This is a genomic window from Pseudodonghicola xiamenensis DSM 18339, from assembly GCF_000429365.1.
GTDB classification, from domain to species: Bacteria; Pseudomonadota; Alphaproteobacteria; order Rhodobacterales; family Rhodobacteraceae; genus Pseudodonghicola; species Pseudodonghicola xiamenensis.
In genome coordinates this window covers 87,037-111,897 of record NZ_AUBS01000002.1, presented here as the reverse complement: position 1 = coordinate 111,897, position 24,861 = coordinate 87,037, and the positions used below count along the sequence as shown (strand labels likewise).

Here is a 24,861-nt window from a genome sequence, read left to right as displayed (position 1 = left end):
GCTTATAGAAAGCCCGGGCGTGCGGGGCAACATCGTGTGGCGCCATGCAACCCGGTATTGCGGTTTCAGGGGGCGGGTTTCCGCGCTAGGGTCCGAGCATGGAATCGGGAATTGATTATCATACTGCCAAGGCGTTGCTGGAGTGGCAGATCGAGCTTGGCGCCACGGATGCCATCGGCGATCAGCCGGTGAACCGATACGACTTGCCCGATCATCAGCGCCCTGCGGCCAAGCAACAGCCCGCGGCGACCCAGCCGGGGCAGATGGCGCCGGCGGCCAAGCCGAAGGGCCCCGATCCTGTTGCTCTGGCCCGCGCCGCGGCGGCGGGGGCGGCGGATCTCGATGCGCTCAAGGCCGCGATGGCCGGGTTCGATCAGTGCGATCTGAAGAAAGGCGCGCGCAATCTGGTCTTTGCCGATGGGGTGCGCGGGGCGCCGGTGATGATCATCGGCGAGGCGCCGGGGCGTGACGAGGACCGCGAGGGGCTCCCCTTCGTTGGCCGCGCCGGGCAATTGCTGGACCGGATGCTTGCCGCCATCGGACTGTCGCGCAAGGAAAATGTTTATATCACCAATGTGCTGCCCTGGCGGCCGCCGCAGAATCGCGATCCCCGACCGGAGGAGATCGCGATGATGAAGCCCTTCCTGGAACGCCATGTGGCCCTGAGCGATCCCAGGCTGATCGTGCTGATGGGCAATATCTCGTGTCAGGCGGTGCTTGGGAAACGCGGCATCACCCGGCTGCATGGCCAGTGGGATCAGGCGATGGGCAAGCCGGTGCTGCCGATGTTCCATCCCGCTTACCTGTTGCGCCAGCCTTCGGCCAAGCGTCAGGCCTGGGCCGATCTGCTGGAATTGCGCGCGCGTCTGAATCAAAGCTGAACGAGAGTTGAAAGACATGAAGATCCTTGCCTTTTCCGACCTGCACCTTGCCCGCCGCGCTGCCGCCGATCTGGTCGCGGCCAGTGCCGATGCCGATCTGGTGATCGGAGCGGGGGATTTCTGCAACATGCGCGAAGGGCTGGATCAGGCGATGCAGCTTCTGGCGGGGATCGCCGCGCCGATGGTGCTGGTGCCCGGCAACAACGAAAGCGCCGAGGAACTGCGCGCTGCGGCGCCCGCTTCGGTTCCGGTCCTGCACGGCGAAGAGCTGGAGATCGGCGGCCTGCGGCTGTTCGGTCTGGGCGGCGCGGTGCCGCCGGCGCCCTTTGGCGATTGGTCCTGGGACGTGACCGAGGAGACCGCCGAGGCGCTGCTCGCCCCTTGTGATGCCGTTGACGTGCTGGTCGTCCATTCGCCACCCAAGGGCGTGGCGGACCGCACCTCGACCGGGCTTTCGGTCGGGTCCACCGCCGTGCGTGCGGCGATCGAACGGCTGCAGCCGCAATTGGCGCTCTGCGGTCATATCCACGATTGCTGGGGCGAACGCGGCCAGATCGGCCGAACCGAGGTGGTCAACCTCGGCCCCGCCGGCACCTGGTTCGAGGTGGGGGAATGATCGACGCTGTCACCCTGCTGGCCTTCGTGCCCGCCGCACTGGCGCTGAACGTCACCCCCGGTGCGGATATGATGTTCTGCCTCGGCCAGGGGCTGCGGTCGGGGCGTGGCGCGGCGGTGGCCGCCAGCGCGGGGATTTCTGTCGGGGGCATGGTGCATGTGGTGCTGGCGGGGCTAGGGCTGGGCGCCGTTGTGGCGACGGTGCCGGCGCTGTTCGATGTGATCCGTTGGGTCGGGGTGGGCTATCTGCTCTATCTTGCCTGGGGCGCGTTTCGCGGCGGTCACGCGGCACGGTCGGATCGGCCGGCCTTCTCGCCGATGCGGGCCTTTCGCGCCGGGCTGCTGGTCAATCTCACCAATCCCAAGGTGATCCTTTTCGTGCTGGCCTTCGTGCCGCAATTCGTCCGCCCCGAGGCGGGCTCGGTGCTGGGGCAATTCCTGGTCTTCGGTGTGGTGCTGGGGCTGGGCGGCTTTGTCGTCAATTCTGCCGTCGGTATCTTCGCCGGGGGCGCTGGCCGCTGGCTGGCTGGCTCTGCGGCTGCCGGCCGCTGGCTGGGCCGGATCAGCGGAACCATCTTCGCCGCGCTGGCACTGCGGCTTGCCATTCTGGAAAGGGCCTGAGCCATGGTCGATCTTATCGACGAAAGCAAGGAATTCATCCCGGTCCGCATCGGGGTGCTGACAGTTTCCGACACCCGGACCTTTGCCGAGGATAAATCGGGCCAGGTGCTGGTCGACAGGATCGAGAAGGCCGGCCACAAGCTGGCCGCGCGGCAAATCCTGCCCGACGAACGCGATCGGATCGCCGATCAGCTGCGGGTCTGGATCGCCGATCCCGAAATCGACGTGGTGATCTCGACCGGCGGCACCGGGCTGACCGGGCGCGACGTGACGGTCGAGGCGCATCGCGATGTCTATGAGAAGGAGATCGACGCCTTCGGCACCATCTTCACCATCGTCTCGATGCAGAAGATCGGCACCTCGGCGGTGCAGTCGCGGGCCACCGGCGGCGTCGCGGGGGGCACCTATCTCTTTGCTCTGCCCGGTAGCCCCGGCGCCTGTAAGGACGCCTGGGATGAAATCCTGGCCTATCAGCTCGATTATCGGCATCGGCCGTGCAATTTCGTCGAGATTTTGCCGCGCCTGACTGAAAATCAGCGACGGAAATGATCATTCCGCGCGTATAACCTCGCAAGTGCTCTCTGCCGCTTGGCATCTGGAGGGGACGGGGTAGGTTGTGCGTCAGCCATGCTGCGCGGAAAGGGGTGGGAATGCGGTTCTTGCGGCAAAGCCTTCTGGGCTTGTTCTTGGCGTCGGTTGTCGTTGCCTTGTTGATCTATGCCGGCCAGCTTGTCATGGGGGCGATCGAGACGCGGATGGCCAGCGCGCCCCGCCCGCCGCAACCGCGCGAGCGGGTCTTTGCGGTCAACCTTCGTCCTGCCCGGATGGAAACCGTCACCCCGGTGCTCGAGGCCTATGGTCAGGTCGAAAGCCGCCGGACGTTGGAACTGCGCGCCGCCGTTGGCGGCCGGGTGATCTGGCTGGCGGAGACTTTCGTCGAAGGTGGCGCGGTGGCCGAAGGTGCCGATCTGGTCTGGATTGACCCGGCCGATGCGACCTCTGCCCGCGACCGCGTCAGAAGCGATCTGATGGATGCCGAGGCAGAGCAGCGCGATGCCGCGCGCGCGCTGACCCTGGCTCGCGACGAGTTGGAGGCGGCGAAGGCGCAGCAGGATCTGCGCCAGCGGGCCTATGACCGTCAGCAGGGGCTGCAACAGCGCGGTGTCGGCTCCGCCGCCGCCGCGGAAGAGGCGGAGCTGGCGCTGGCCGCCGCGCGGCAGGCGGTGCTGTCGCGGCGTCTTGCCGTGGCGCAGGCCGAGGCGCGCGGCGATCAGGCGGTGACGCAGATCGCGCGGTCCAGGCTGGCGCTGGAGGAAGCCGAACGGGAGCTTGCCGATACCACGATCCGCGCCGGGTTTTCCGGCGTGCTCTCGGGCGTCACCCTGGTGGAGGGGCGGCTGGTGTCGGCGAATGAGAAATTGGCCGAGCTGATCGACCCGCAAGCGCTCGAGGTCGCCTTCCGCATCTCCACCGCACAATACACGCGGCTGCTGACCGGCGCGGGCACGCTGATTTCGGCCCCGGTGACGGTGACGCTCGATGCCAATGGCGCCGCGCTCAGTGCCCGGGGGCGGATCAGCCGTGACAGCGCAGCGGTCGGAGAGGGGCAGAGCGGCCGGTTGCTCTATGCCCGGCTCGATCTGGCGCCGGGGTTCAAGCCTGGCGACTTTGTCACTGTCTCGGTCGAGGAACCGGCGATCGACAATGTCGCCCGCCTGCCGGCCTCGGCGCTTGATGCCGGGGGCACCGTTCTGGTCCTGGGCGAGGGCAACCGTCTCGAGGCGCTGCCGGTGGAGCTGGTCCGGCGTCAGGGCGACAGCGTCTTGCTGCGTGGCGACGGGCTTGCAGGGCGCGAGGTGGTGATCGGCCGCACGCCGCTTCTGGGGCCAGGCATCCTGGTCCGGCCTCTGCGTGAGGATGCCCGGGCGGAGATTGCGCCCGAGGATACCGCCCTGCTGGAGCTGAGCGAAGACCGCAGGGCCCGGCTTTTGGCCTTTGTCGAGAGCAATCCGGCCATGCCCGAGCCGGTGCGGAAGCAGACACTGGCGCAACTCGGCGCGCCTCGGGTGCCGGCGCAACTTGTCGAACGTCTCGAAGCCCGGATGGGGGGCTGAGCCATGATCCGCGATCTCTCCGGTCGGGTTGGCGGGCTGCTCAGCTATTTCACCCGTCACCGCACGGCGGCAAACCTTCTGTTGATGATCCTGCTGGTGGCAGGGATCGCTGCAATTCCCAACATGCGGGCGCAGTTCTTTCCCGATGTGGTGGTCAATACCGTCACCGTGAAGGTGGAATGGGAAGGGGCCGGGCCCGAAGATGTGGATGGTGCCATCGTGCAGGTGCTGGAACCGGCGCTGATGACGGTCGACGGGGTGGACAGCACCGCCTCGGTCTCGAGCGAGGGGCTGGCGACGGTGACGCTGGAGTTCGAACCTGGCTGGGACATGTCCCGGGCCGAGGACGATGTGCAGGCGGCGGTCGATGCGATCACCACCCTTCCCGAGGAGGCCGAGGAACCGCTGGTTCGCCGCGGCGTCTGGCGGGATCGGGTGACCGATGTGGTGATCGCCGGGCCGGTGGCGCCCGAGCAGCTTGGCCAGTTTGCCGATGAACTGGTCGCGCGGTTGTTCGAGGTCGGCGTCACCCGCACCACCATTCGCGGCGTCGCCGCGCCGGAAACGCTGATCGAGGTGCCGGCGCGGGCGCTGATCGAACATGACGTGACCATGGCTCGGATTGCCGCGGTGATCGCGGCCGAGGTGTCGACGAACCCCGCCGGCGATGTCACCGGCGCCAATGCCCGGGTGCGCACCGGGACCGAGAAGCGCAGCGCCGAGGAATTGGCGGGGGTTGTGCTCAGGTCGAATGCGGATGGCTCGACCCTGACGGTGGGTGATGTCGCCTGGGTGCGGGTCCAGGGCACGGACCGTGCCCGCGCCTATTTCGTCGGTGAGGATCCGGCGATGTCGATCCGGGTCGATCGCTCGGATGCGGGGGATGCGATCAAGATTCAGCAGCAGGTCGAAGAGGTGGTCGCACGGATGCAGGCGAGCCTGCCCAAGGGGGTCACTGCCCAGCTGATCCGCACCCGGGCCGAGGCGATCACCGGCCGGCTGAACATCTTGATCGACAACGGGTTGATGGGGCTGGCGCTGGTGGTGGTGCTGCTGTTCCTGTTCCTGAACGCACGCACTGCCTTCTGGGTCGCGGCGGGTATCCCGGCCTCGATGTTCGCGGCGATCGCGCTGATGTATGTTTTCGGCATCACCATCAACATGATCAGCCTGTTCGGCCTGATCATCACCTTGGGCATTGTGGTCGACGATGCCATCGTGGTGGGCGAACACGCGGATTTCCGATCACGCCATCTGCGGGAGCATCCGGTTCAGGCCGCGGAGAATGCCGCGCGTCACATGGCGATGCCGGTCGTCGCCTCGACCGCGACGACGGTGATCGCCTTCTTCGGGCTGTCGGCGATCGGTGGCCGCTTCGGTGATATGATCAAGGATATTCCCTTCACCGTGATCATGGTGCTGCTGGCGTCCTTGGTGGAATGTTTCCTGATCCTGCCCAATCACATGAGCCACGCGCTGGCGCATTCCGAAAAGGCGCATTGGTACGATATTCCCAGCCGGGTGGTGAACCGCGGCTTTCGCTGGCTGCGTGATCATCTGTTCCGTCAGCTTATCGCCCTGGTGGTGCGGGGCCGGTATCTGGTGGTTGCCGGTGCTGTGGTGCTGCTGGCCAGCCAGGCGGCCCTGTTCCTGCGCGGGGATGTGAAATGGCGCTTTTTCAACGCGCCGGAGCGGGGATCGGTCACCGGCAATTTCATCATGTCCGAAGGCGCGAGCCGGGCCGATACGCTGGCAATGATGCAAGAGGTGCAGCGCGCCACCGAGGCGTTGGCCAAGGAATACGAGGCGCGCTATGGCCGCAACCCGCTGGATTTCGTCATGGCCGAGATCGGCGGCAGTGCCGGGCGGGCGCCGGAGGGGGCCGATACCAAGGATCCCGACCTGCTGGGGGGGATCAGCATCGAACTGATCGACGCGGATCTGAGACCTTATTCAAGCTTTGCCTTCGTGGCCGATCTGCAAGATGCCGTGCGCCGTCATCCGATGACCGAACTGCTCAGCTTTCGCGGCTGGCGCTCGGGGCCGGGGGGCGACGCGCTGGATGTGCAATTCTATGGCGCCGAGGTCGGGACGCTGAAGGGGGCGAGCCAGGATTTGCAGGCGGCCTTGATGCGTTTCCCCGAGGTCTCGGCGGTGGAGGACAACCTGTCCTATGACAAGGAAGAGCTGGTTCTCGATCTGACTGCGCAGGGGCAGGCGCTGGGCTTCACCATGGAGGAGCTGAGCAGCGTTCTGCGCCACCGGCTGAACGGGATCGAGGCGGCGACCTATCCCGACGGGCCGCGCAGCGCCGCGATTCGTGTCGAACTGCCAGAGGCAGAGCTGAGCGCCGACTTTCTCGACCGTATGCAGATGCGGACGCCGGCCGGGGCCTATGTGCCGCTTTCCGATATCGTGACGGTCGAACAGCGTACCGGCTTTTCCACCGTGCGGCGCGAAAACGGGCTCAGGGTGATCAGCGTGACCGGCGATATTTCCGAAGATGACCCGGCCCGCGCGACCGAGATTCAGAACCTGCTGCGCGACGAGATCTTGCCGAGGATCGCCGAAGAACGGCAGGTGGAATGGCGGCTGGGCGGTCTCAGCGAACAGGAAAGCGAATTCCTCGGCGACGCGAAAGCGGGGCTGATCCTCTGCCTGACCGGGATCTATCTGGTGCTGGCCTGGATCTTCGAAAGCTGGACTCGGCCGATGGTGGTGATGGCGGTGATCCCCTTCGGCATGGTGGGCGCGGTCTGGGGGCATTATATCTGGGGCGTTCCGATGGCGATGTTCACCGTTGTCGGCCTGCTGGGCATGACCGGGATCATCATCAACGATTCCATTGTTCTGGTGTCGACCATCGACGAATATGCCCGCGACCGCGGGTTGATCCCCTCGATCGTCGATGCGACTGCGGACCGGCTGCGGCCGGTGCTGCTGACCACATTGACCACGGTTCTGGGCATGGCGCCACTGCTCTACGAAACCTCGCAGCAGGCGCAATTCCTGAAACCGACGGTGATCACGCTGGTCTACGGGCTGGGCTTCGGCATGGTTCTGGTGCTGCTGGTGGTGCCGGCACTGGTCGCGATCCAGCAGGATATCGCGCGGCCGCTGACGGCGCTGCGCCGCTCGGTCTTCAGCCCGAACCGGGCGGTGAAGGGAACAGTGGCCGGCACGGCGGCGGCGATGGGGCTCTGGCTGGTCGCGACCATGGGCTGGGTGCTGGTCGAGGGGGCCTTGCCCGGTCCTCTGGCCCGCGTCCTGCCGCACCTTGGGGGCGCGGATCCGATGCTGGTGGCGCTGCTGGTCTTCGTGGCGGGGGCGCTGGTGATCCTGGCGCTGGCCAATCTGGTGGCGGGGCTTGCCTATGGGCGCGCCGCGCGCCGGGCTCAGCCCTGACGGAGGATCGCCAGGTCCATCACCTCGGCGACCTGGGCGGACATCGCCAGATCGCCGGCGCGGACCTGATCGCAGGGGAACCAGGCGGCTTCAGACACATCGTCGGCGGCCTTGAGCAGACCATTGGCATCGGTGCAAAGGACGGCGGCCAGCAGGTAATGCACCAGAACGCGGTCTTGGGCATCCTTGTGGATCACGTCGATGCAGGTCAGGTAATCGACGGCCCGAGCCGACAGGCCGGTTTCTTCCAAAAGCTCGCGACGGGCGGCCTCAAGTGCTGTCTCACCCGGTTCGACATGGCCGCCGGGAAAGCCCCAAAGTCCGGCATCGGGCATTTTCTTGCGTCGGGCCAGCAGCACCTGACCATCGCGCACGACCACGGCAATGGCTCCAAGTTTGGGGGTTTGCTGCATCATCTCAGCCCGCGTCGCAGCCACGGATGTCAACCGAATGGTTGGTGCCCAGAACGGTGATCCGAATCGCCGAACGGTTCAGCGCGAAGGCGCCGCCGTTGTCGCTGCTCAGATCGGTCGAGGCGATCAGCGTATCGCCCTGGCGGCGGCTTTCGGTTTCCGTGGCCCAGATGCCGGGGGTGCCCGATTCGATGACCGCGAGCTCCTGACCGCCGGTCGAAGGCATGGTAATCCGCGCCTCGACCTTCAGCCCGCTGGGGCTGGGGGACAGGCGGCAGGTTGCCGCGCGCACACCGGCCTCCTGCGCCGAATAGGGCCGCGAGGCCAGGGCGGCGACGATCGCCGGATTGCGCCCGGCCGCAGGGTCGATCTGATGATCGAAATCGAGCGATCCGGGAATGCAAACATCGCTGCAAAGGCCGAAGTCGATGGTGCCTTTCAACCGCACGGGTTGACCCGGTTTCGCCGGTGTCACCTCGATCGGCAGGACAAGCTGGTGCTTGTATCCGATGGTCCTGAGCCCATTGGCCTCGAACACCTCTGGCGCTGGCCAGGTGATCACCACATCGCCCAGATTACGCGATCCTCGCCAGTCGAAACTGGGGGGGATGCCAGCCTCGCCAGGGGCGCGCCAATAGGTCTTCCATCCGTCCGAAAGGGTCAGCCGCAGGGCGGCGATATAGGTTCCGCGCTTGGTCTGGCCTCCGTCGAGCACCTCGATCCGGACCAGATCCTTCAGTGTGGCGGGGACAGCCAGTGCTGGGCCAGCGGCAAAAGGAACCACAGGCAGCGGTGCCATCGACAGCAGGCTGGCGGCGCAGACCGTCAAAAGTTTCGGTGCCATAAACTTGGCGATCAGACATCTGGAAGCAAAATTGAACATATTCATTAAATGGCGTGTAAGGCGGTGGATTCCAAGCGGTTCTGAAACACTATCTAACGATATCGGGGCGGATTTTTCCTTTCACGAAGCTGTGACGCAGCGGACTTGCGCCCACTGCGCGGGAAGACCATGTTACGATGGTAAGGATTTGATCATTTCGGGACCGCTTGCCGATGGACCTGACAGGTAAACTCTTGATCGCCATGCCCGGGATGGGAGACACGCGATTTGATCGGGCTGTGGTCTTCCTTTGCAGCCATGGCAAGGACGGCGCGATGGGGTTGATCGTCAACAAGCCCGCGCCCGATCTGCGGTTGGCGGATTTGCTGGAACAGCTCAAGATCGAGGCGTCGGTGCCCGAGTACGGTCGCATGCCGGTGCATTTCGGTGGCCCGGTCGAAACCGCCCGGGGCTTTGTGCTGCATTCGGCGGATTATGAGGCGAACCTGCATTCGATGGTCGTTTCGGACCAGTTCCGCATGACTGCGACGATGGATGTGCTCGAGGATATCGCGGGCGGACAAGGGCCGGGCAGGGCGTTGTTGACGCTGGGCTATGCCGGCTGGGGGCCGGGGCAACTGGAAGACGAGATCGCGATGAATGTCTGGTTGACCGCAGAGGCCGATCCGGCGCTGATTTTCGATCCGGCCGATGCCACCAAATGGGAGGCCGCGCTGCGCACGTTGGGAGTGGATCCTCTGACGCTGTCGGCCTGCGCCGGGCGGGCCTGACAACCGCTGCGGCTGTTTTCAGTCGGATATGGTCAATCTCGCGGTGCTGCCGCGCGGCGCAGCCTGTCGTTGATCGCCGCGCCCAGTCCCTGTTCCGGTACCGGCGCCACCGCGATCGGGGCGCCGCGGGCATCGAGCGCATGCAGATAACCGAAGAGATGCGCGGCCGCTTCGGCCAGATCGCCGGCGGGCGATAGGTTCAGATCCCCGTCGCGGGGGCCGAAGCCCAGAAACAGCTCTCCGGGCTCCGGCGCCTCGGCATTCAGCCGGACGCTGGCCTTGGGTGCGTAATGCGACCGGAGCTGTCCCGGGGCGTTGATCGCCGCATCGCCGGCCTGGTGCGGCAGCGGGGCGCCCAGAAGTGCTTCGATTGCCTCTGCCGCGATCCCGCCGGGGCGCAGCAGGACCGGGGCCTCGACCAGGCCGAGGATGGTCGATTCCACCCCCACCGGGCAGGCGCCGTCATCCACCACAGCCGCGATTCTGCCGGAGAGGCCGGCCAGCACATGGTCCGCCGTGGTGGGGCTGATGCGACCTGACGGATTGGCCGAGGGAGCGGCCACCGGGCCGCCGAAGGCGCGCAGCAGCTTCTGCGCCGTCGGATGCGCCGGCACCCTTACCCCCAGTGTGTCGAGCCCGGCCGTGGTCAGTTCGGAAATCCCGTGGCCGGGTTTCAGGGGCAGCACCAGAGTGAGCGGGCCGGGCCAGAAGGCCGCCGCCAGCCGCTCGGCCAGATCGGGCCATTCGACATAGGCCCGGGCGGTTTCGGCATCGGGAAAATGCGCGATCAGCGGGTTGAAGCTGGGCCGGCCCTTGGCGGCATAGATGCCGGCCACCGCCGTGCCGTTGCAGGCATCCGCGCCCAGCCCGTAGACTGTCTCAGTCGGGAAGGCGACCAGTTCGCCGGCGCGCAGCAGCGCTGCTGCCCGCTCGATATCTTCCTGTCTCGGGGTGAGGCGCAGGGTTTCTTTTTCAGGCATGGCTTTGACGCCGCGTTTCGGTTGCTTGCACGTGGGGGCTGGTTAGGTATCTTCGCAGGTTGAGCCATAGCGGTGCCGCCGGTGGAAGCCAAGCCCGCCAGATCAGGCGCCGCGCAGACAAGAGAACGCAAATGCCTTATCGTGCGCCTGTTTCCGAATATGAATTCCTGCTCCGCAACGTTGTGGGGTACGACCAGATTGCCCAGACCGAGCGTTTCGCCGAAGCCGACAACGATGTGGTGACAGCGATCCTCTCAGAAGCCGGGAAGATGTGCGAAGAGGTGATGGCGCCTCTGAACCGCAATGGGGATCTGCATCCGGCCAAGCTGGAAAACGGCGTGGTCCGGACCAGCCCCGGCTTTTCCGAAGGCTTCAAGGCGATTGCCGAGGGCGGTTGGATCGGCATGAGCGCGCCCGAGGAATATGGCGGTATGGGTCTGCCGATGACGCTGTCCACCAGTGTCAACGAGATGATGAGCGCCGCCTGCCTGTCGCTGCAACTTGCCCCGCTGATGAGCCAGGGCCAGATCGAGGCGCTGGCGCATCACGCCTCGGACGCGATCAAGGAGCTGTATCTGCCGAAGCTGATCAGCGGTGAGTGGTCGGGCACCATGAACCTGACCGAGCCGCAGGCCGGATCCGACGTTGGCGCGCTCAGCTCCAAGGCTGTGCCGAATGGTGATGGCACCTTCGCGATCTCGGGGCAGAAGATCTTCATCTCCTGGGGTGACAACGACATCACCGAAAACGTCTGCCACCTGGTGCTGGCTCGGCTGCCTGACGGGGTGCCGGGGACCAAGGGGATTTCGCTGTTCCTGGTGCCGAAGTTCCTGCCGGACGAAAACGGCAACCCGGGCAAGGCCAATAGCCTGAAGGTGGTCAGCCTGGAACACAAGATGGGTCTGCACGGCTCGCCGACCTGCGTGATGCAATACGATGGTGCCACCGGCTGGCTGGTCGGCCCCGAACACGGCGGCATGGCGGCAATGTTCACCATGATGAACAACGCCCGGCTCGGCGTCGGCGGTCAGGGTGTCGGCGCGGCGGAAGGTGCCTATCAGCATGCTGTGGCCTATGCTTTGGCACGTCGGCAGGGCCGGACGCCGGTCGAGGGGGCCGGCATGATCGTCGATCACGCCGATGTGCGTCGGATGCTGTTGGAGATGAAGGCCGAGGTGTTTACCGCCCGGGCGATCCTGCTGTCCTGCGCGGTTGCCATCGACATGCAGACCGCCACGGCCGAGCCCGAATGGGCCGCCCGGGCCGCGCTGCTGACGCCGATCGCCAAGGCCTTCGGCACTGATACCGGTATCTCGGTGGCTCAGTCCGGCGTGCAGGTGCATGGTGGCATGGGCTTCATCGAGGAAACCGGCGCGGCGCAATATTACCGCGACGTGCGCGTTACCGCGATCTACGAGGGCACCAACGGCATTCAGGCGATGGACCTTGTCGGCCGCAAGATGATGGACGGGGGCGAGGCCGCCTCACGCCTGCTGGATGAAATCCAGGATCAGGCCGAACGCGCCCGCGGGACGATGCCGGCACTGGCGGAAGCCGTCTGGCAGGCGGCCGAGACCCTGCGCGAAGCCACCGAATGGCTGACCTCGCAGAAGGATATGAACACCCGCTTTGCCGGGGCTGTTCCCTATCTCAAGGGCTTTGCCCGGGTGCTGGGCGGCCATTACCATCTGGTCGCCGCGCTGGCCGATCCGCAAGGGGCGCATGCCAAGCTGGCCGAGTTCTACATCCAGCGCATGCTGCCTGAACATGCCTCGCTTCTGGCCTATGCTCAGGCCGGCGCAGAGGGACTCTATGCGCTGAGCGGCGACGATCTCGAACGGGGCTGAGGCGATGGACGCGCAGCCGCCGCGCACGCTGAGATATCCCTGGGACGAACCGCCCGCGCCGGGCGAGGCGATTGAGGTCGCCGAAGGGATTCTGTGGCTGCGGCTGCCGTTGCCGATGAAGCTGGACCACGTCAATGTCTATGCGCTGGATGACGGCGATGGCTGGACGCTGGTCGACACCGGGTTCGACACCCGAAAGTCGCGCGACATCTGGGCCGGCCTTCTGGCCGGTCCGCTCAAGGGCAAGCCGGTGCGGCGGGTGGTGGCGACGCATCACCACCCCGATCACATTGGCCTTGCCGGCTGGTTCCAGACCGACTTCGGTGCCGAATTGGTGACCTCGCGCACCTCCTGGCTGTTCGCGCGCATGTTGACGCTCGACGTGCAGGAGCAAATGCCGCCCGAGACCGAGGCCTATTATCGCGGCGCCGGAATGGACCCTGAGATCCTGGCGCAGCGCAAGGCGGAACGGCCCTTCAATTTTGCCGATGTGGTGGCGCCGCTGCCGCTGGGTTACACCCGGGTCAAGGAAGGCGACACCATCCGCATGGGCGGGCGGCGCTGGTCGGTCCATATGGGCGATGGCCACGCGCCGGAACATGCGACCTTCTGGAGCCTCGATGACGATCTGGTGCTGACCGGCGATCAGATCCTGTCGTCGATCAGCCCGAATATCGGTGTGCATGCGACCGAACCCCTGGCCGATCCCCTGGCCGAATGGCTGGCCGCCTGCGAACGGCTGTCAGCGCTGGCCCGGCCCGGGCAACTGGCGCTTGGTGGTCACAAGATGCCCTTTGTCGGCCTGCCGCTCAGGATGGCGCAACTGATCCAGAATCACCACAGCGCGCTGAAGCGCCTGCTGAAACATCTGGAGCAGCCCCGCAGCGCCGCCGAGTGTTTCCCTCCACTGTTCAAGCGGACCATCGGCCCCGGTGAATACGGGCTGGCGCTGGTCGAGGCGGTGTCACATGTCAATCACCTCTATCTCAGCGGCCAGGTGAGCCGGAGTCGCCGCGACGATGGTGCCTGGGTCTATCAGCGTCTTGAAGAGGTCGGAAACGAGTGACAGCGGGGGCCGAATTGGGTATCCATAAGGCAAACGATGGTTTCTTGACAGGATGGGGGTCCCATGGCTGAGTTCAAGCACGGCACGATGGATATCACCGCACAGACCAAGACCTATGAGGGCTTTGTCAAATTCGTCGTCTGGGCAGTTGTCGTCCTGGCACTGCTGGCGGTGTTCATGGCGGTCTTCATGACCTGATCCATTCGCGCCGATTGGCCGTTTGCGCCGATCTCCTGCTGGGTCGGTGTTTTCCTTTTTGTTCCCGATATTCAGGAGCCCGGATTTCCCGTGTTTCGTGCTATTCTCCTCTCCGTCGCGCTGCTGGCGGTTGCTGGCTGCGTTGCCCATAAACGCCCCTATGCCGATGATGCCACCGTTGCCTCGGTTTCCTATCGTGACGCGGGGCCGAAGACGCTGACGCTCTATACCATGGTGAACAACCGCACCGGGGCCGGGGGTCACAGTTCCCTGATGATCAACGCGTCGGAGCGGGTGATCTTCGATCCCGCCGGGTCCTTCTATGCCGATGTCGTGCCCGAGCGGAACGATGTGCTGTTCGGCATCACCCCGGCGGTTGAGCATGCCTATCGGTCGTCTCATGCACGCAGCACCCACCATGTGGTGGTGCAGACCATCCAGGTCAGCCCGGCCCAGGCCGAGATCGCATATCGCCTGGCGCTGAAGGCCGGTCCGGTGTCGCAGGCCTTCTGCGCCAATGCGACTTCGAGCTTGCTGCGACAGATCCCGGGGTTCGAAGGCATTCGGACCACCTTCTATCCCACCAAGCTGGCGCAGCAGTTCGGTCAGTTTCCGGGTGTGAAGACCGAAGAGCTGTACGAGAACGACAGTGGCGATCTGCAAGAGGGGCTGGCGAAGAACAACGCCCGTCTGACCGCAGAAGCCAAGGCCGGGACGCTGGTGCCTGTGGCCGTGACGGAATAAGCCTCAGTCCAGAATCAGTTCAGAATCAGCCCAGAAGATAAAGCAGGGTATAAAGCGTGGCGGCCCCCGCGAAGATCGCGATCAGCACGTTGCGGCTGATCCAGCCGATCACGATGGTCACCGCCGCTGCCGCCAGCCGCGCCAGATCCGGCTCCCCGCCGGTTGCGGGCGGCCAGACGACCAGCGGCGCTACCAGCGCCGGCAGCACCGCCACGGCGGTGTAGCGCAGGTGGCGCAGCAGCCATTCCGGCAGCGGGCGGTCGCCGATGAAGCCAATGAAGACGAAGCGCAGCAGGAAACTGCCGAGCGCGAGCGCGAGGATCACCGACCAGATGGTGAGCGGTGCGAAACCGGCGGCCACGGCGGTATCGCCAAGGGCTGATGCTTCGGGCGGTGTCATGTCCACAGCCCCCTGCGACGCAACACCAGTTCGGTCCGGGCGCCGGCCATCATCGCGACAAGCCCGGCCACGATCAGCCCGAGGTTATAGGGCAGTCCGGCAGTGAGCAGCGCGATGGTGATCGACACGGCCGCCGCGACCAGATGCGCCGGGGTCCGCAGCATCGGCGTCACCATGGCGAGAAAGGCGATTGGCATGGCGAAATCCAGCGCGAAACTGTCCGGAATGCTCCCGCCAACCTGAGCGCCCAGCAATGTCATCAGGTTCCAGGCGACCGCCACCGGAGTGACCGAGCCGAAGAAATAGCCCATCCGCTGCGGCACCGTCAGCTTCGGTTCGGTTTCGAATTTGACGATGGAGAGCGCATAGGACTGATCCACCATCAGATAGGCGGCAAGCGCCCGTTGCCACATCGGCGCCGCCCCCATGAACGGGGTGAGCGAGGCCGAATACATCGCCATCCTGAGGTTCACCGCCAGCGCCGAGGCGATCACGATCAGCGTCGGCGTGTCGGCCTTCATCAGTTGTAGTGCGGTGAATTGCGCCGCCCCGGCAAAGACCGTGGCGGTCAATGTCATGGTCTCGACCAGCTTCAGCCCGGCCTCGGCGGCGAGCACGCCGAACAGCAGGCCGAAGGGACCCGCGACAAAGATGAAAGGGGTGCCGTCGCGAAAGCCTTTCCAGAAATATGCGGATGCGCGGGGGGATGACATGATCGCTCCTTGCGTTATGGTTCCGGCCTATAGACGATCGGTGGGCGATGCAATTGCTTCGGGCGGCCGGGCCCGCCAGGTGACGCCGCGCCAATTTTCGCTCAAAGAAGATTGTCCGGAAAATCCGAATTTTACGGGCGTCTGCGGGAAAGGTGGAGCGTATGCAACAACCCTTTGGGGTGATCCTGGCGGGGGGGCTGGCCAGCCGGATGGGCGGCGGCGACAAGGCGCTGCTGCCGCTCGCGGGCAGGCCGCTTCTGTCGCATGTGGTCGATCGGATCGAACCGCAGGTGGCGGGGCTCGCACTCAATGCAAATGGCGATCCGGCGCGCTTTGCCAGCTTCGGCCTGCCGGTTCTTGCCGATCCCGTGGCGGGGCATCCGGGGCCGTTGGCCGGGGTGCTGGCCGGGCTTGACTGGGCGGCGGCGCAGGGGGGCGACAGCATCGTCACCGTGGCCGCCGATACGCCATTCTTTCCGGGCGATCTGGTGCCTCGGCTTCTGTTGGCGGCGGAAGGGGGGGCAGCTCCGCTGGCGCTGGCCGCGTCGTGCGCAGCCGGCGGGGTCCATCTGCAGCCGACCTTTGGCCTCTGGCCGGTTTCCCTGCGCGACGCCCTGCGGCAGGCCTTGGCATCGGGCACCCGCAAGGTGCGGCTCTGGGCACGGGAACAGGGCGCGCAGGTGGCTGAATTTCCCGCTCCCGGGCTCGACCCCTTCTTCAACATCAATACGCCCGAGGATTTGGCCAGGGCCGAAGCGATCCTGGCGCGGTGAGCGGGGCAGCCGCTTCGCCATGGGCGGTTGGGCAGATGGCAACGGTCGCGGCGCAACCGTCCGATCACGGGCTCTGCTATTGTCGAAGGCGCTCACCCGGCGGTGCGGGCCATCCCGGCGCACACGGCCTCAGCGCCCGGTGAACTGTGCCTTGCGTTTCGCGAGAAAGGCGGCGACGCCCTCGGCACAGTCCTGGCTCAGGGCAAGGGCACTTTGCTCCATCGCCTCGGCGCTGAAGGTCTCGCCATATGACAGGCTGTCGGTGCGGCGCATCACCCGTTTCGCCGCCGCTGCCGCCAGGGGCGCGCCCTCGGCGATCCGCTCGGCCATTGCCCGGGTTTCGACCGCAAGCGCCTCCGGGGTATGAAGGGAATTGACCAGCCCCAGGTCCAGCGCTTCGTCTGCCGGGATGCGGCGGCCCTCCAGGATCGCCTGCAGGGCCCGGCGCGGGCCCATGGCGCGTTCGAGGAACCAGAAGGTGCCGCCGTCGGGGATCAGGCCGATGGCGGCGAAGGCCATGTAGATCGAGGCATCTTCCGCCATGGTTACCAGATCGCAGTTCATTGCCAGCGCCCCGCCGATGCCGGCGGCAACGCCATGGACCTGCGCGATCCAGATTTTCGACGAGGCGGCGATGCCGGTGAAGATCGGGCGATAGTTGGCCTCCAGCCGCTGATGCACCGGTGGCTGCAGCCCCTCGGTCAGATCGGCGCCGGCACAGAAACCGCGGCCCTCGCCGCGCAGGATGACGACGCGCAGCGCCGGATCGTTTTCGACGTCATCGACGGCCTGACGCAGCGCCGCCAGAAGCGCGGTGCTCAGTGCGTTGACTGCCTCGGGGCGGGTCAGGGTCAGGGTGGCGACGGCGCCGTCGCGGCTCAGGTTCAGCAGGTTGTCGGTCATGGGCGTGTCTTTCAGGTCAGGGCGCCCGCGTTGCGCAGGCGGGCGAGCATGTCGGCGTCGCACCCGGCCTCGGCCAGCAAGGCCTCGGTATCGGCGCCAGGTGTCGGCGGCAGGCCGGGGGTATCCGTCGGCGTACGGTCGAAACGTGGCGCCGGCGCCGCCTGGGTAACGCCGTCCCGGGTAAAGAAGGTGCCGCGTGCCGCCAGATGCGGATGGGTCGGCGCCTCGGACCAGCTCAGGATCGGGGCGACGCAGGCGTCGGTTCCGTCGAAGATCGCCATCCAGTCGTCGCGGGTCTTTTGTGCGAAGACATCGGCATAGGCGTCCCGGCGCGCCGGCCATTGGCGGGCGTCCATCTGGGTTGCCTTGTGATCCTCGGGCAAGCCCGCCAGCCGCACCAGTTCGGCGAAGAACTGCGGCTCCAGTGGGCCGACCGACAGGAACTTGCCGTCGGCACAGGCATAGGAGCGGTAGAAGGGGGCGCCACCGTCCAGCAGATTGGCCTCGCGCGCCTCGCTCCAGTGACCGCGGGCGATCCAGCTGTGGATCAGCGCCATCAGGGCAGAGGCGCCGTCGACCATCGCCGCATCCACCACCTGTCCCTTGCCGGAGGATTGCCGTTCGTACAGCGCCGCCATGATGCCGAACAGCAGGAACATGGTGCCGCCGGCGTAATCGGCGCCGATGTTCAGGGGCGGCGTCGGTACGTCGTCGGCGCGGCCGGTGGCGTTCAGGAACCCGGTGAGACCGAGGTAATTGATATCGTGCCCGGCCATCTGGGCCATCGGCCCCTCTTGCCCCCAGCCGGTCATGCGGGCGAAGACCAGCCCCGGGTTGCGGCTCTGGCAGACCTCGGGGCCCAGTCCCATCCGCTCCATCACCCCGGGGCGGAAGCCTTCGATCAGCACGTCGGCGCGGGCGATCAGCGCCAGCGCCGCCTCAACCCCTTCCGGCGTCTTCAGGTTCAGCGCAGCGGATCGTTTGCCGCGGGTGTTGATGTCGGCCGGATCGGCGGGGCGGGATGTGCGGGTGATCAGGATCACCTCCGCCCCGAGATCGGCGAGGAACTGGCCGGCCAGAGGGGCCGGTCCCAGCCCCTCCATCTCGATGACCCTCAGGCCCTTGAGCGGCCCGCTCATGCGGCCTTGGCCTCGGGGCTGCGCAGCCGGTCCAGCGCCCCTTCGGGGATTGCGAAACGGTCGCCATAGCGCTCGGCCAGCTCTGCCGCGCGGGCGGCGAAGGCGTCGATGCCGATGCCGCGGATGAACTGGATCGCGCCGCCGGTATGGGGTGGGAAGCCGATGGCGAAGATGCCGCCAAGGTTCGCCTCCACCTCGGTGTTCAGCACGCCTTCGTTCAGACAGCGCAGGGTTTCGATCGCCTGGCGATAAAGCAGCCGCTCCTTCGCTTCGCCGACCGAGACGCCGCCATTGCCCGTGGCGAATTGTGACAGTCCGGACCAGAGCGATTTGCTGCCGTCGGGGGCATAGTCATAGAAACCGCCACCATAATGGCGCCCGCCACGGCCCTGATCCAGCATCGCGTCGACCACGGCATTGCTGGCCTCCATGTCGATCGGCATGCCCTTTTCGACGCCCAGCCGCTTGTCCAGCGCCTCATGCGTCTTGCGGATCTTCTGGGACAGCACCAGCGAGGTTTCGTCATGCACCGCCAGCGGCCCCACCGGCATGCCGGCCAGCCAGGCGGCGCGTTCGATGGCCACCGGTGACATGCCGTCGCGCATCAGCGCCATGCCCTCGTCGAGATAGGTGGAGAACACACGGCTGGTGAAGAACCCCCGGCTGTCGTTCACCACGATGGGCATGTACCCGATCTGGCGCACATAGTCATAGGCCTTGCGCAGGGTCTCTTCGCTGGTCTTCTTGCCCAGGATGATCTCGACCACCTTCATCTTGTCGACCGGGCTGAAGAAATGCAGCCCGATGAAGCGGGTCGGATCGGGGCAGAATTCCGCCAGCACCGAAATCGGCAGGGTCGAGGTGTTGGAGGCATAGATGCCGTTTTCCGACAGTTGCCCGAAGCTGGCGCCGATGACCTTTTCCTTCAGGTCGATATCCTCGAACACCGCCTCGATGATCAGATCGACGCCGGCGAAATCGGCGTCCTCGGTGCTGGGGGTGATCCGCGCCAGCAGTGCGTCGCGCGTCGCTTCACTCATCCGACCGCGTGCCACCCGCTTGTCGGCCAACGCTTGCGAATAGGCCTTGCCCTTTTCGGCCTTGGCTAGATCGGTGTCCTTCAGCACGGTGGGCAGCCCGGCCAGCGCCTGCGCCCAGGCGATGCCGCCACCCATCATCCCGGCGCCCAGCACGGCGGCGCGTTCCACCGTCCAGGCCGGGCCTTCGGGGCGGATCTTGCCGGACTTGATTGCCTGATTGCCGAAAAAGAAGGTGTTGATCGCCGCCTTCGCCTCGGGTGTCACGGCCAGCGCGCAGATGCCGCGGCTTTCCATCCTGAGCGCGGCCTCGAACCCCATCCGCATGGAGTTGACCGCGATGTCGAGGATCTTGGCCGGTGCCGGCATTAGGCCGCGGGTCTTCTTGTAGAGCATGGCGGGCGCGGCCATGATGGTCTGGCGCACCCGCGGGCTGAGCGCGTCACCGCCCGGATAGCGAAAGCCCTTTTGATCCCAGGGCTGTTGCCAGGCCTCGGGGTTGGCCTTGATCCAGGCCTTGGCGGCGGGGATCAGATCGTCGCGGCTGGCGACGATCTCGTCGACCATGCCTTCCTTCAGCGCCGCCTGCGGTTTCGACGGCTTGCCCTCCAGCAGATAGGGCAGGGCCTTTTCCAGCCCCAGAAGCGCGGTCAGCCGCACCACCCCGCCGGCGCCCGGCAGGATGCCCAGCGTCACTTCCGGCAGGCCGACCACGGCGGCGGGATCGTCCACCACGACCCTGTGGTTGCAGGCCAGGCAGATTTCATAGCCGCCGCCCAGGGCCGCGCCGTTGATCGCGGCGACGAAGGGCACCTGCATCTTCTCCATCACGCGGAAGGGGGCCTTGTTGGCTTCGAACCGGGCGAAGCTGTCCTCATCGGCGCGTTCGATGGCGCGCAGCCCGTTCAGATCGCCGCCGGCAAAGAAGGTCTTCTTGGCCGAGGCGATGACGACGCCGGCCAACCCCTCTTCCGACTGCAGCCGGCCGAGGATTTCGTTCATCATCGGGATATAGCGGGTGTTCATCGTGTTGGCGGATTGCCCCGCCATGTCCAGCGTCACCGTGACGATGCCGTCGGCGTCGCGGTCATAGTGGTAATCGTTGCCGTAGGTGTAGTCGCTCATCTGTTTCCCCTCCCTCAGACGCGCTCGATGATGCTGGCGATGCCCATGCCGCCGCCGACGCACATGCAGATCAGCGCGCGCTTCAGATTGCGCCGCTCCAGTTCGTCCAGCATGGTCGAAACCAGGCAACCGCCGGTGGCGCCCAGCGGGTGGCCCATGGCAATGGCGCCGCCGACCACGTTCAGTTTTTCGTCCGGCACGTTCAGATCGCGTTGCAGCCTGAGCGCGACCGAGGAGAAGGCCTCGTTGATTTCCACGAGATCGATGTCGTCGATGGTCAGCCCCGCCTTGGCCAGCGCCTTTTGCGACGCGGGGCCCGGCCCGGTCAGCATGATGGTGGGATCGGTCGCCGTCAGCGCGATCGACACGACGCGGCCGCGCGGCTCCAGCCCCAGATCCTTGCCGGCACGTTCGTTGCCGAGCAGCACCAGAGAGGCGCCGTCGACGATGCCCGAGGAGTTGCCGGGAGTATGGACGTGGTTGATCCGCTCGACCTCGGGGTATTTCGCCAGCGCCACCGCGTCAAAGCCGATGGCACCCGGTCCCGCGAAGGAGGGTTTCAGCGCGCCGAGCTTCTGCATGTCGGTGCCAGGCTTGATGAAATCGTCCCGCTCGAGAATGGCAATGCCGTTCTCGTCCCGCACAGTGACGACCGAGCGGTCGAACCAGCCCGAATCGCGGGCATGCGCCGCACGCTTCTGGCTTTCCAGCGCGAAGGCGTCGACAGCGTCGCGGTCCCAGCCGCCAAGGGTGGCAATCAGGTCGGCACCGATCCCCTGCGGCACGAAACCGGTCTGGATCGAGGTGCCGGGATCCTCGGCAAAGGGGCCGCCGTCGGCGCCCATGGCAACGCGCGACATGCTTTCATAGCCGCCGGCACAGACCATGTCCTCCCAGCCAGAGGCGATCTTGGCAGCGGCCGTGTTGAAGGTGTCGAGACCTGAGGCGCAGAAGCGGTTCAGCTGCGCGCCGGGCACGGATTCGTCCCAGCCGGCCTTTTGCAGCGCGATCTTCGGCAGCACCGCGCCCTGTTCCATCACAGGGGTGACGCAGCCCATCATCACGTCATCGACCCGCGCGGTATCGAGATCATGGCGCTGCTGCATCTCGGTCAGCAGCGTGGTGACGAGGTCGATGGGCTTGACCTCGTGCAGGGAGCCATCGGGCTTGCCCTTCGATCGGGGCGTGCGGATGGCGTCATAGATATAGGCGGCTTCGGTCATTGGCGGGTCTCCTCCGAAACGGGCGCTGGGCCCGGCCCTGAAACGGGCACATCTGTCTGATTGCGGTCTGATAACTGTCTGGCGGCGGGGCATGCCCTGCGCTGCGGACGCCTCTCCCCGCGCCCACCGATCTCGGCGGCCTCCCTTTCCGCCGGGGGCTGCGCGCCCCGTCTCTTTCGCGGAAAAGTTGATCAGCGGGGGCAAAGGCTGTCAACGGCGCGCGCCGCTGGTGACGTAACGGCGCGCGACGATCTCAGATATCGAGCGAGCGGGCGATCAGTTCCTTCATGATCTCGTTGGTGCCGCCATAGATCATCTGCACCCGGCTGTCGCCGTAGAGCCGCGCGATGGGATATTCCATCATGAAGCCATAGCCGCCGAACAGCTGCAGGCATTCATGCACTACCTCGTTCTGGACCTGGCTGCCCCAGTATTTCGCCATCGAGGCGGTGGCGGCATCCAGCTCTCCGGCCTCGAGCCGGGTGATGCAGTCGTTGACGAAGCTGCGCAGCAGTTCCGCCTTGGTCTTGGCCTCGGCCAGCTTGAAGCGGGTGTTCTGGAAATCCATCACCCGGCTGCCGAAGGCCTTGCGCTCCTGCACGTATTTCACCGTCTCGGCGATGGCGAAGTCGATCACCCCCAGCGCGGTCAACGCGATCAGCAGCCGCTCCCAGGGCAATTGCCGCATCAGCTGATAAAACCCCTGGCCCTCTTCGCCGCCCAGCAGGTTGGTCATCGGCACCTTGACGTCCTCGAAGAACAGCTCGGCGGTGTCGTTGGCCTTCATGCCCAGCTTCTTGAGGTTGCGACCTCGGCGGAAGCCCTCGGCGCCCTCGGTCTCCAGCGCGATCAGCGACACGCCCTTGGCGCCTGCGGTCTTGTCGGTCTTGGCGACCACGATGATCAGATCGGCGGTGTGCCCGTTGGTGATGAAGGTCTTCGAACCGTTCAGCCGATAGGAATTGCCGTCCTTCTCGGCACTGGTGCGCACCGCCTGCAGATCCGATCCGGTGCCGGGTTCAGTCATCGCGATGGCGCCGACCATCTCGCCGGTGACCAGCTTGGGCAGCCAGCGCTGCTTCTGCTCCTCGGTGGCGAAGGCCACCAGATAGTGCATCACGATCGACTGGATCGAAAAGCCCCATCCGGAATCGCCGCGCGCGCCCTGCTCGTAGACGGTGACCGCGTCAAAGCCGATGCCGCCACCGGCGCCGCCGTATTCCTCGGCGATGGCGCCGGACATGATGCCGGCCTCGCCCGCCTTGCTCCAGAACGCGCGGTCGACCACGCCCTGATCGACCCAGCGCTCCAGATGAGGCACCAGTTCCGCATCGTAGAATTTGCTCACTGCATCGGCGAACATGTGGTGTTCGTCCTGCGCCCAGGCAGACGTCTTTGTGATAAGGCTCATGATTGGCTCCTCCCTCTCATCCTCCGTTGCGGCAGAGACTACGGGCGGCGGTGGCAAAGGCAATCGACCATTCGCCGTGGAAACGTGACGTCGCGACGTCACTTTTCTGGTCCGGAGGGGGCCGCCTCGTGCCCGGTTGAGTGAAAACCGGCCGGTTTATCCACGCCGCTTCTTCCGTCGTCGCCAAGATCGGCCATGATCCGCGCCGGCAGGGCGGCATAGCGCGGAGAGGTTCACCCAGATCCGAGTAGGGGAGCCCGATGACAAATCTGTCCTGCTGGGGCACTATCCTGCGGTGATCGGAACAAGGTGAGGGCACGTGATGGCGGGTCTGGAAAAACTGCCCGCGCTGCTGGCGGCGGGCGACTGGGCGGCGGCAGAGGCGGTGCTGAAACGCGCCGCCCGGGCCAGAGGCGCGGGAGCCGCGATCTTCTACAACCTCGGCAAGGTTTATCTGGAACAGGGCCGCGCGGCACCGGCAATGACTTGGCTTGCCCGTGCCACCGGTGCTGATCCAACCCATGCGCGCGCCTGGTTCGAACTGGGCCGCGCCGCCCTGCTGGCCGAGGATTTCGCCAGTGCCGAACGTGGCTTCGATCGGGCGCTGGCACTGGTGCCCGGGGATATGGACGCGCGGCGCAACCTCGGCCGGGTGCTGCTGCGGCGGGGCGGTTTCACCCGCGCCCGCGCGATCTGGGCTCCCCTGGCCGGAGAGCCGGAGGCCGATGCCGCGCTCTATCACGCCGCAGCCGAAGCAGGGGATGCCGAGGCAGCCGATCTGCTCGCGGCGCTTCTCGCGCGGCCCGAGGCGCGGGCATTGGCCCTGAAGACGCTGGTGCAGACCGCGAAAGGCACGTTACCCCTGCAGCTGCCCTGAGCACTCAGTGCCGGAAGCGTCGGCGATAGATGCCGCGCGCTTCCTGCAGCTCCGTCTGCACCGCGCGATTGGCGGCAACCTCAGCGGGGTCCATCACCCCCGTCTCCAGCCCCTGCGCCCCGCGCGGCAGCGCGATCACCTGCGCCACCGGGGTGCCGGCGGGCAGGATGCCTGTGAACCCCGCCTCCTGCCAGAGCGCCGGGAAATGCACATATCCGTCACGGAAGAGATCGCAGTCGACCACTCCTGACAAGGTGCGGAACGGTAGATCCTCGCGGTTCAGCGGATGGGTGAAGAGGAGAGACCAACCCTCGGGCGCCTCCAGGGTCCAGAAGTTCATGAACTTCAGGATCAGCCCCGGTGCCATCCGAAACGGCGCGCCCATTGTCTGCTCCGGCACATGCACCCCGATCGGTGCCCGGCTGATCCGCGCGTCTTCCAGCACCGGCGGCGCCCAGTCCCAGGACACTTCGCCCTCGGCAAAGCTCAGATCGGTCGCCAGCGGGATCAGCACGCCCAGCGACAGGGCGTCGATCAGCGGCGGGCAATGCTTCAAGGTGCGCACGCTCTCGCCGCCGAGGCTGGGGGCCGCCACCTCCGAGGGCATGTCGCGCAGCCAGTCGGGCAGGGCGCGGCCGGCCTCCATCGGTTTCGGCAGGATCGGTTCCAGCGCGGGATGGCAACGGGCCTTGATCATCGGCGATATCCTTTCAGGGCGGGCACTGCGATGTGACGCCCAGAGCCAGCGGAAGACAAGGGCGC

Annotated in this window: 24 protein-coding genes; 13 read left to right on the top strand and 11 right to left on the bottom strand. The window is 66.1% G+C overall.

Features of this window, described 5'->3' with window-relative positions:
• The first annotated feature begins 98 nt into the window (after positions 1-98).
• The 6 genes from G455_RS0103405 to G455_RS0103380 all read left to right on the top strand — a co-directional run bounded on the left by G455_RS0103405 (position 99) and on the right by G455_RS0103380 (position 7,636).
• The gene (locus G455_RS0103405) at positions 99-881 is read left to right on the top strand and encodes a uracil-DNA glycosylase (RefSeq protein ID WP_028092394.1); all 783 of its coding nucleotides are present in this window, start codon (positions 99-101) and stop codon (positions 879-881) included.
• A gap of 16 nt (positions 882-897) precedes the next feature.
• Positions 898-1,497: a metallophosphoesterase family protein gene (locus G455_RS0103400; RefSeq protein ID WP_028092393.1), complete on the top strand. Its 600-nt coding sequence runs from the start codon at positions 898-900 to the stop codon at positions 1,495-1,497.
• A complete protein-coding gene (locus G455_RS0103395; RefSeq protein ID WP_028092392.1) occupies positions 1,494-2,117 on the top strand; it encodes a LysE family translocator in 624 nt (207 codons plus the stop codon). Before G455_RS0103400 ends, G455_RS0103395 begins: the two co-directional genes overlap by 4 nt.
• Positions 2,118-2,120: 3 nt before the next feature.
• On the top strand, positions 2,121-2,666 hold the full coding sequence (gene moaB, locus G455_RS0103390) for a molybdenum cofactor biosynthesis protein B (RefSeq protein WP_028092391.1): 546 nt from the start codon (positions 2,121-2,123) through the stop codon (positions 2,664-2,666).
• 101 nt (positions 2,667-2,767) lie between these two features.
• On the top strand, positions 2,768-4,231 hold the full coding sequence (locus G455_RS0103385; protein WP_028092390.1) for an efflux RND transporter periplasmic adaptor subunit: 1,464 nt from the start codon (positions 2,768-2,770) through the stop codon (positions 4,229-4,231).
• Between the two features lie 3 nt (positions 4,232-4,234).
• Entirely contained in the window at positions 4,235-7,636 is a 3,402-nt protein-coding gene (locus tag G455_RS0103380) for an efflux RND transporter permease subunit (RefSeq protein WP_028092389.1), read from the top strand.
• Here the strand turns inward: G455_RS0103380 and G455_RS0103375 are convergent.
• Positions 7,627-8,052: an NUDIX hydrolase gene (locus tag G455_RS0103375; protein WP_308434065.1), complete on the bottom strand. Its 426-nt coding sequence runs from the start codon at positions 8,050-8,052 to the stop codon at positions 7,627-7,629. The genes G455_RS0103380 and G455_RS0103375 overlap by 10 nt on opposite strands.
• Position 8,053: 1 nt before the next feature.
• The gene (locus tag G455_RS0103370) at positions 8,054-8,893 is read right to left on the bottom strand and encodes a protein-disulfide reductase DsbD domain-containing protein (RefSeq protein ID WP_028092387.1); all 840 of its coding nucleotides are present in this window, start codon (positions 8,891-8,893) and stop codon (positions 8,054-8,056) included.
• Positions 8,894-9,105: 212 nt separating this feature from the next.
• On the opposite strand from G455_RS0103370, the gene G455_RS0103365 reads away from it, so the two are divergent.
• Positions 9,106-9,663 (top strand): YqgE/AlgH family protein, encoded by a 558-nt coding sequence (locus G455_RS0103365; RefSeq protein WP_028092386.1) that lies wholly within the window; start codon positions 9,106-9,108, stop codon positions 9,661-9,663.
• A 32-nt stretch (positions 9,664-9,695) separates the two neighbouring features.
• Here G455_RS0103365 and G455_RS0103360 read toward each other — a convergent pair whose 3' ends face one another.
• Entirely contained in the window at positions 9,696-10,643 is a 948-nt protein-coding gene (locus tag G455_RS0103360) for an L-threonylcarbamoyladenylate synthase (protein WP_028092385.1), read from the bottom strand.
• 131 nt (positions 10,644-10,774) lie between these two features.
• On the opposite strand from G455_RS0103360, the gene G455_RS0103355 reads away from it, so the two are divergent.
• The 4 genes from G455_RS0103355 to G455_RS0103340 all read left to right on the top strand — a co-directional run bounded on the left by G455_RS0103355 (position 10,775) and on the right by G455_RS0103340 (position 14,498).
• Positions 10,775-12,490 carry an acyl-CoA dehydrogenase gene (locus G455_RS0103355; protein ID WP_028092384.1) on the top strand — a complete coding sequence of 572 codons (1,716 nt, stop codon included), beginning with the start codon at positions 10,775-10,777 and terminating at the stop codon, positions 12,488-12,490.
• Between the two features lie 4 nt (positions 12,491-12,494).
• Positions 12,495-13,556 (top strand): MBL fold metallo-hydrolase, encoded by a 1,062-nt coding sequence (locus G455_RS0103350; protein ID WP_028092383.1) that lies wholly within the window; start codon positions 12,495-12,497, stop codon positions 13,554-13,556.
• Between the two features lie 63 nt (positions 13,557-13,619).
• The gene (locus G455_RS0103345; RefSeq protein ID WP_028092382.1) at positions 13,620-13,754 is read left to right on the top strand and encodes an aa3-type cytochrome c oxidase subunit IV; all 135 of its coding nucleotides are present in this window, start codon (positions 13,620-13,622) and stop codon (positions 13,752-13,754) included.
• A 90-nt stretch (positions 13,755-13,844) separates the two neighbouring features.
• The gene (locus G455_RS0103340; RefSeq protein ID WP_028092381.1) at positions 13,845-14,498 is read left to right on the top strand and encodes a hypothetical protein; all 654 of its coding nucleotides are present in this window, start codon (positions 13,845-13,847) and stop codon (positions 14,496-14,498) included.
• A gap of 25 nt (positions 14,499-14,523) precedes the next feature.
• Here the strand turns inward: G455_RS0103340 and G455_RS0103335 are convergent, their stop codons facing one another.
• Entirely contained in the window at positions 14,524-14,898 is a 375-nt protein-coding gene (locus tag G455_RS0103335) for an AzlD domain-containing protein (RefSeq protein WP_084436979.1), read from the bottom strand.
• Entirely contained in the window at positions 14,895-15,611 is a 717-nt protein-coding gene (locus tag G455_RS0103330) for an AzlC family ABC transporter permease (RefSeq protein WP_028092379.1), read from the bottom strand. The genes G455_RS0103335 and G455_RS0103330 overlap by 4 nt, the downstream gene beginning before the upstream one ends.
• A 161-nt stretch (positions 15,612-15,772) precedes the next feature.
• Between G455_RS0103330 and mobA the strand changes: the two genes are divergently transcribed.
• On the top strand, positions 15,773-16,384 hold the full coding sequence (gene mobA / locus G455_RS0103325; RefSeq protein WP_028092378.1) for a molybdenum cofactor guanylyltransferase MobA: 612 nt from the start codon (positions 15,773-15,775) through the stop codon (positions 16,382-16,384).
• Positions 16,385-16,513: 129 nt separating this feature from the next.
• On the opposite strand, the gene G455_RS0103320 is transcribed toward mobA, so the two are convergent.
• From G455_RS0103320 to G455_RS0103300, 5 genes are all read right to left on the bottom strand, one after another.
• The gene (locus G455_RS0103320; protein WP_028092377.1) at positions 16,514-17,287 is read right to left on the bottom strand and encodes an enoyl-CoA hydratase/isomerase family protein; all 774 of its coding nucleotides are present in this window, start codon (positions 17,285-17,287) and stop codon (positions 16,514-16,516) included.
• Positions 17,288-17,298: 11 nt separating this feature from the next.
• The gene (locus tag G455_RS0103315) at positions 17,299-18,426 is read right to left on the bottom strand and encodes a CaiB/BaiF CoA transferase family protein (protein WP_028092376.1); all 1,128 of its coding nucleotides are present in this window, start codon (positions 18,424-18,426) and stop codon (positions 17,299-17,301) included.
• Positions 18,423-20,588, bottom strand: a complete 2,166-nt coding sequence (locus tag G455_RS0103310; protein WP_028092375.1) for a 3-hydroxyacyl-CoA dehydrogenase NAD-binding domain-containing protein — start codon at positions 20,586-20,588, stop codon at positions 18,423-18,425. Before G455_RS0103310 ends, G455_RS0103315 begins: the two co-directional genes overlap by 4 nt.
• Positions 20,589-20,602: 14 nt before the next feature.
• Positions 20,603-21,811, bottom strand: a complete 1,209-nt coding sequence (locus tag G455_RS0103305) for an acetyl-CoA C-acetyltransferase (RefSeq protein WP_028092374.1) — start codon at positions 21,809-21,811, stop codon at positions 20,603-20,605.
• A 253-nt stretch (positions 21,812-22,064) separates the two neighbouring features.
• On the bottom strand, positions 22,065-23,222 hold the full coding sequence (locus G455_RS0103300; RefSeq protein ID WP_028092373.1) for an acyl-CoA dehydrogenase family protein: 1,158 nt from the start codon (positions 23,220-23,222) through the stop codon (positions 22,065-22,067).
• A gap of 322 nt (positions 23,223-23,544) precedes the next feature.
• Here G455_RS0103300 and G455_RS0103295 point away from each other — a divergent pair, with 322 nt between their 5' ends.
• Entirely contained in the window at positions 23,545-24,099 is a 555-nt protein-coding gene (locus G455_RS0103295; RefSeq protein ID WP_028092372.1) for a tetratricopeptide repeat protein, read from the top strand.
• A 4-nt stretch (positions 24,100-24,103) separates the two neighbouring features.
• Here G455_RS0103295 and G455_RS0103290 read toward each other — a convergent pair whose 3' ends face one another.
• The gene (locus G455_RS0103290) at positions 24,104-24,796 is read right to left on the bottom strand and encodes a hypothetical protein (protein WP_035366058.1); all 693 of its coding nucleotides are present in this window, start codon (positions 24,794-24,796) and stop codon (positions 24,104-24,106) included.
• Between the last annotated feature and the right edge of the window lie 65 nt (positions 24,797-24,861).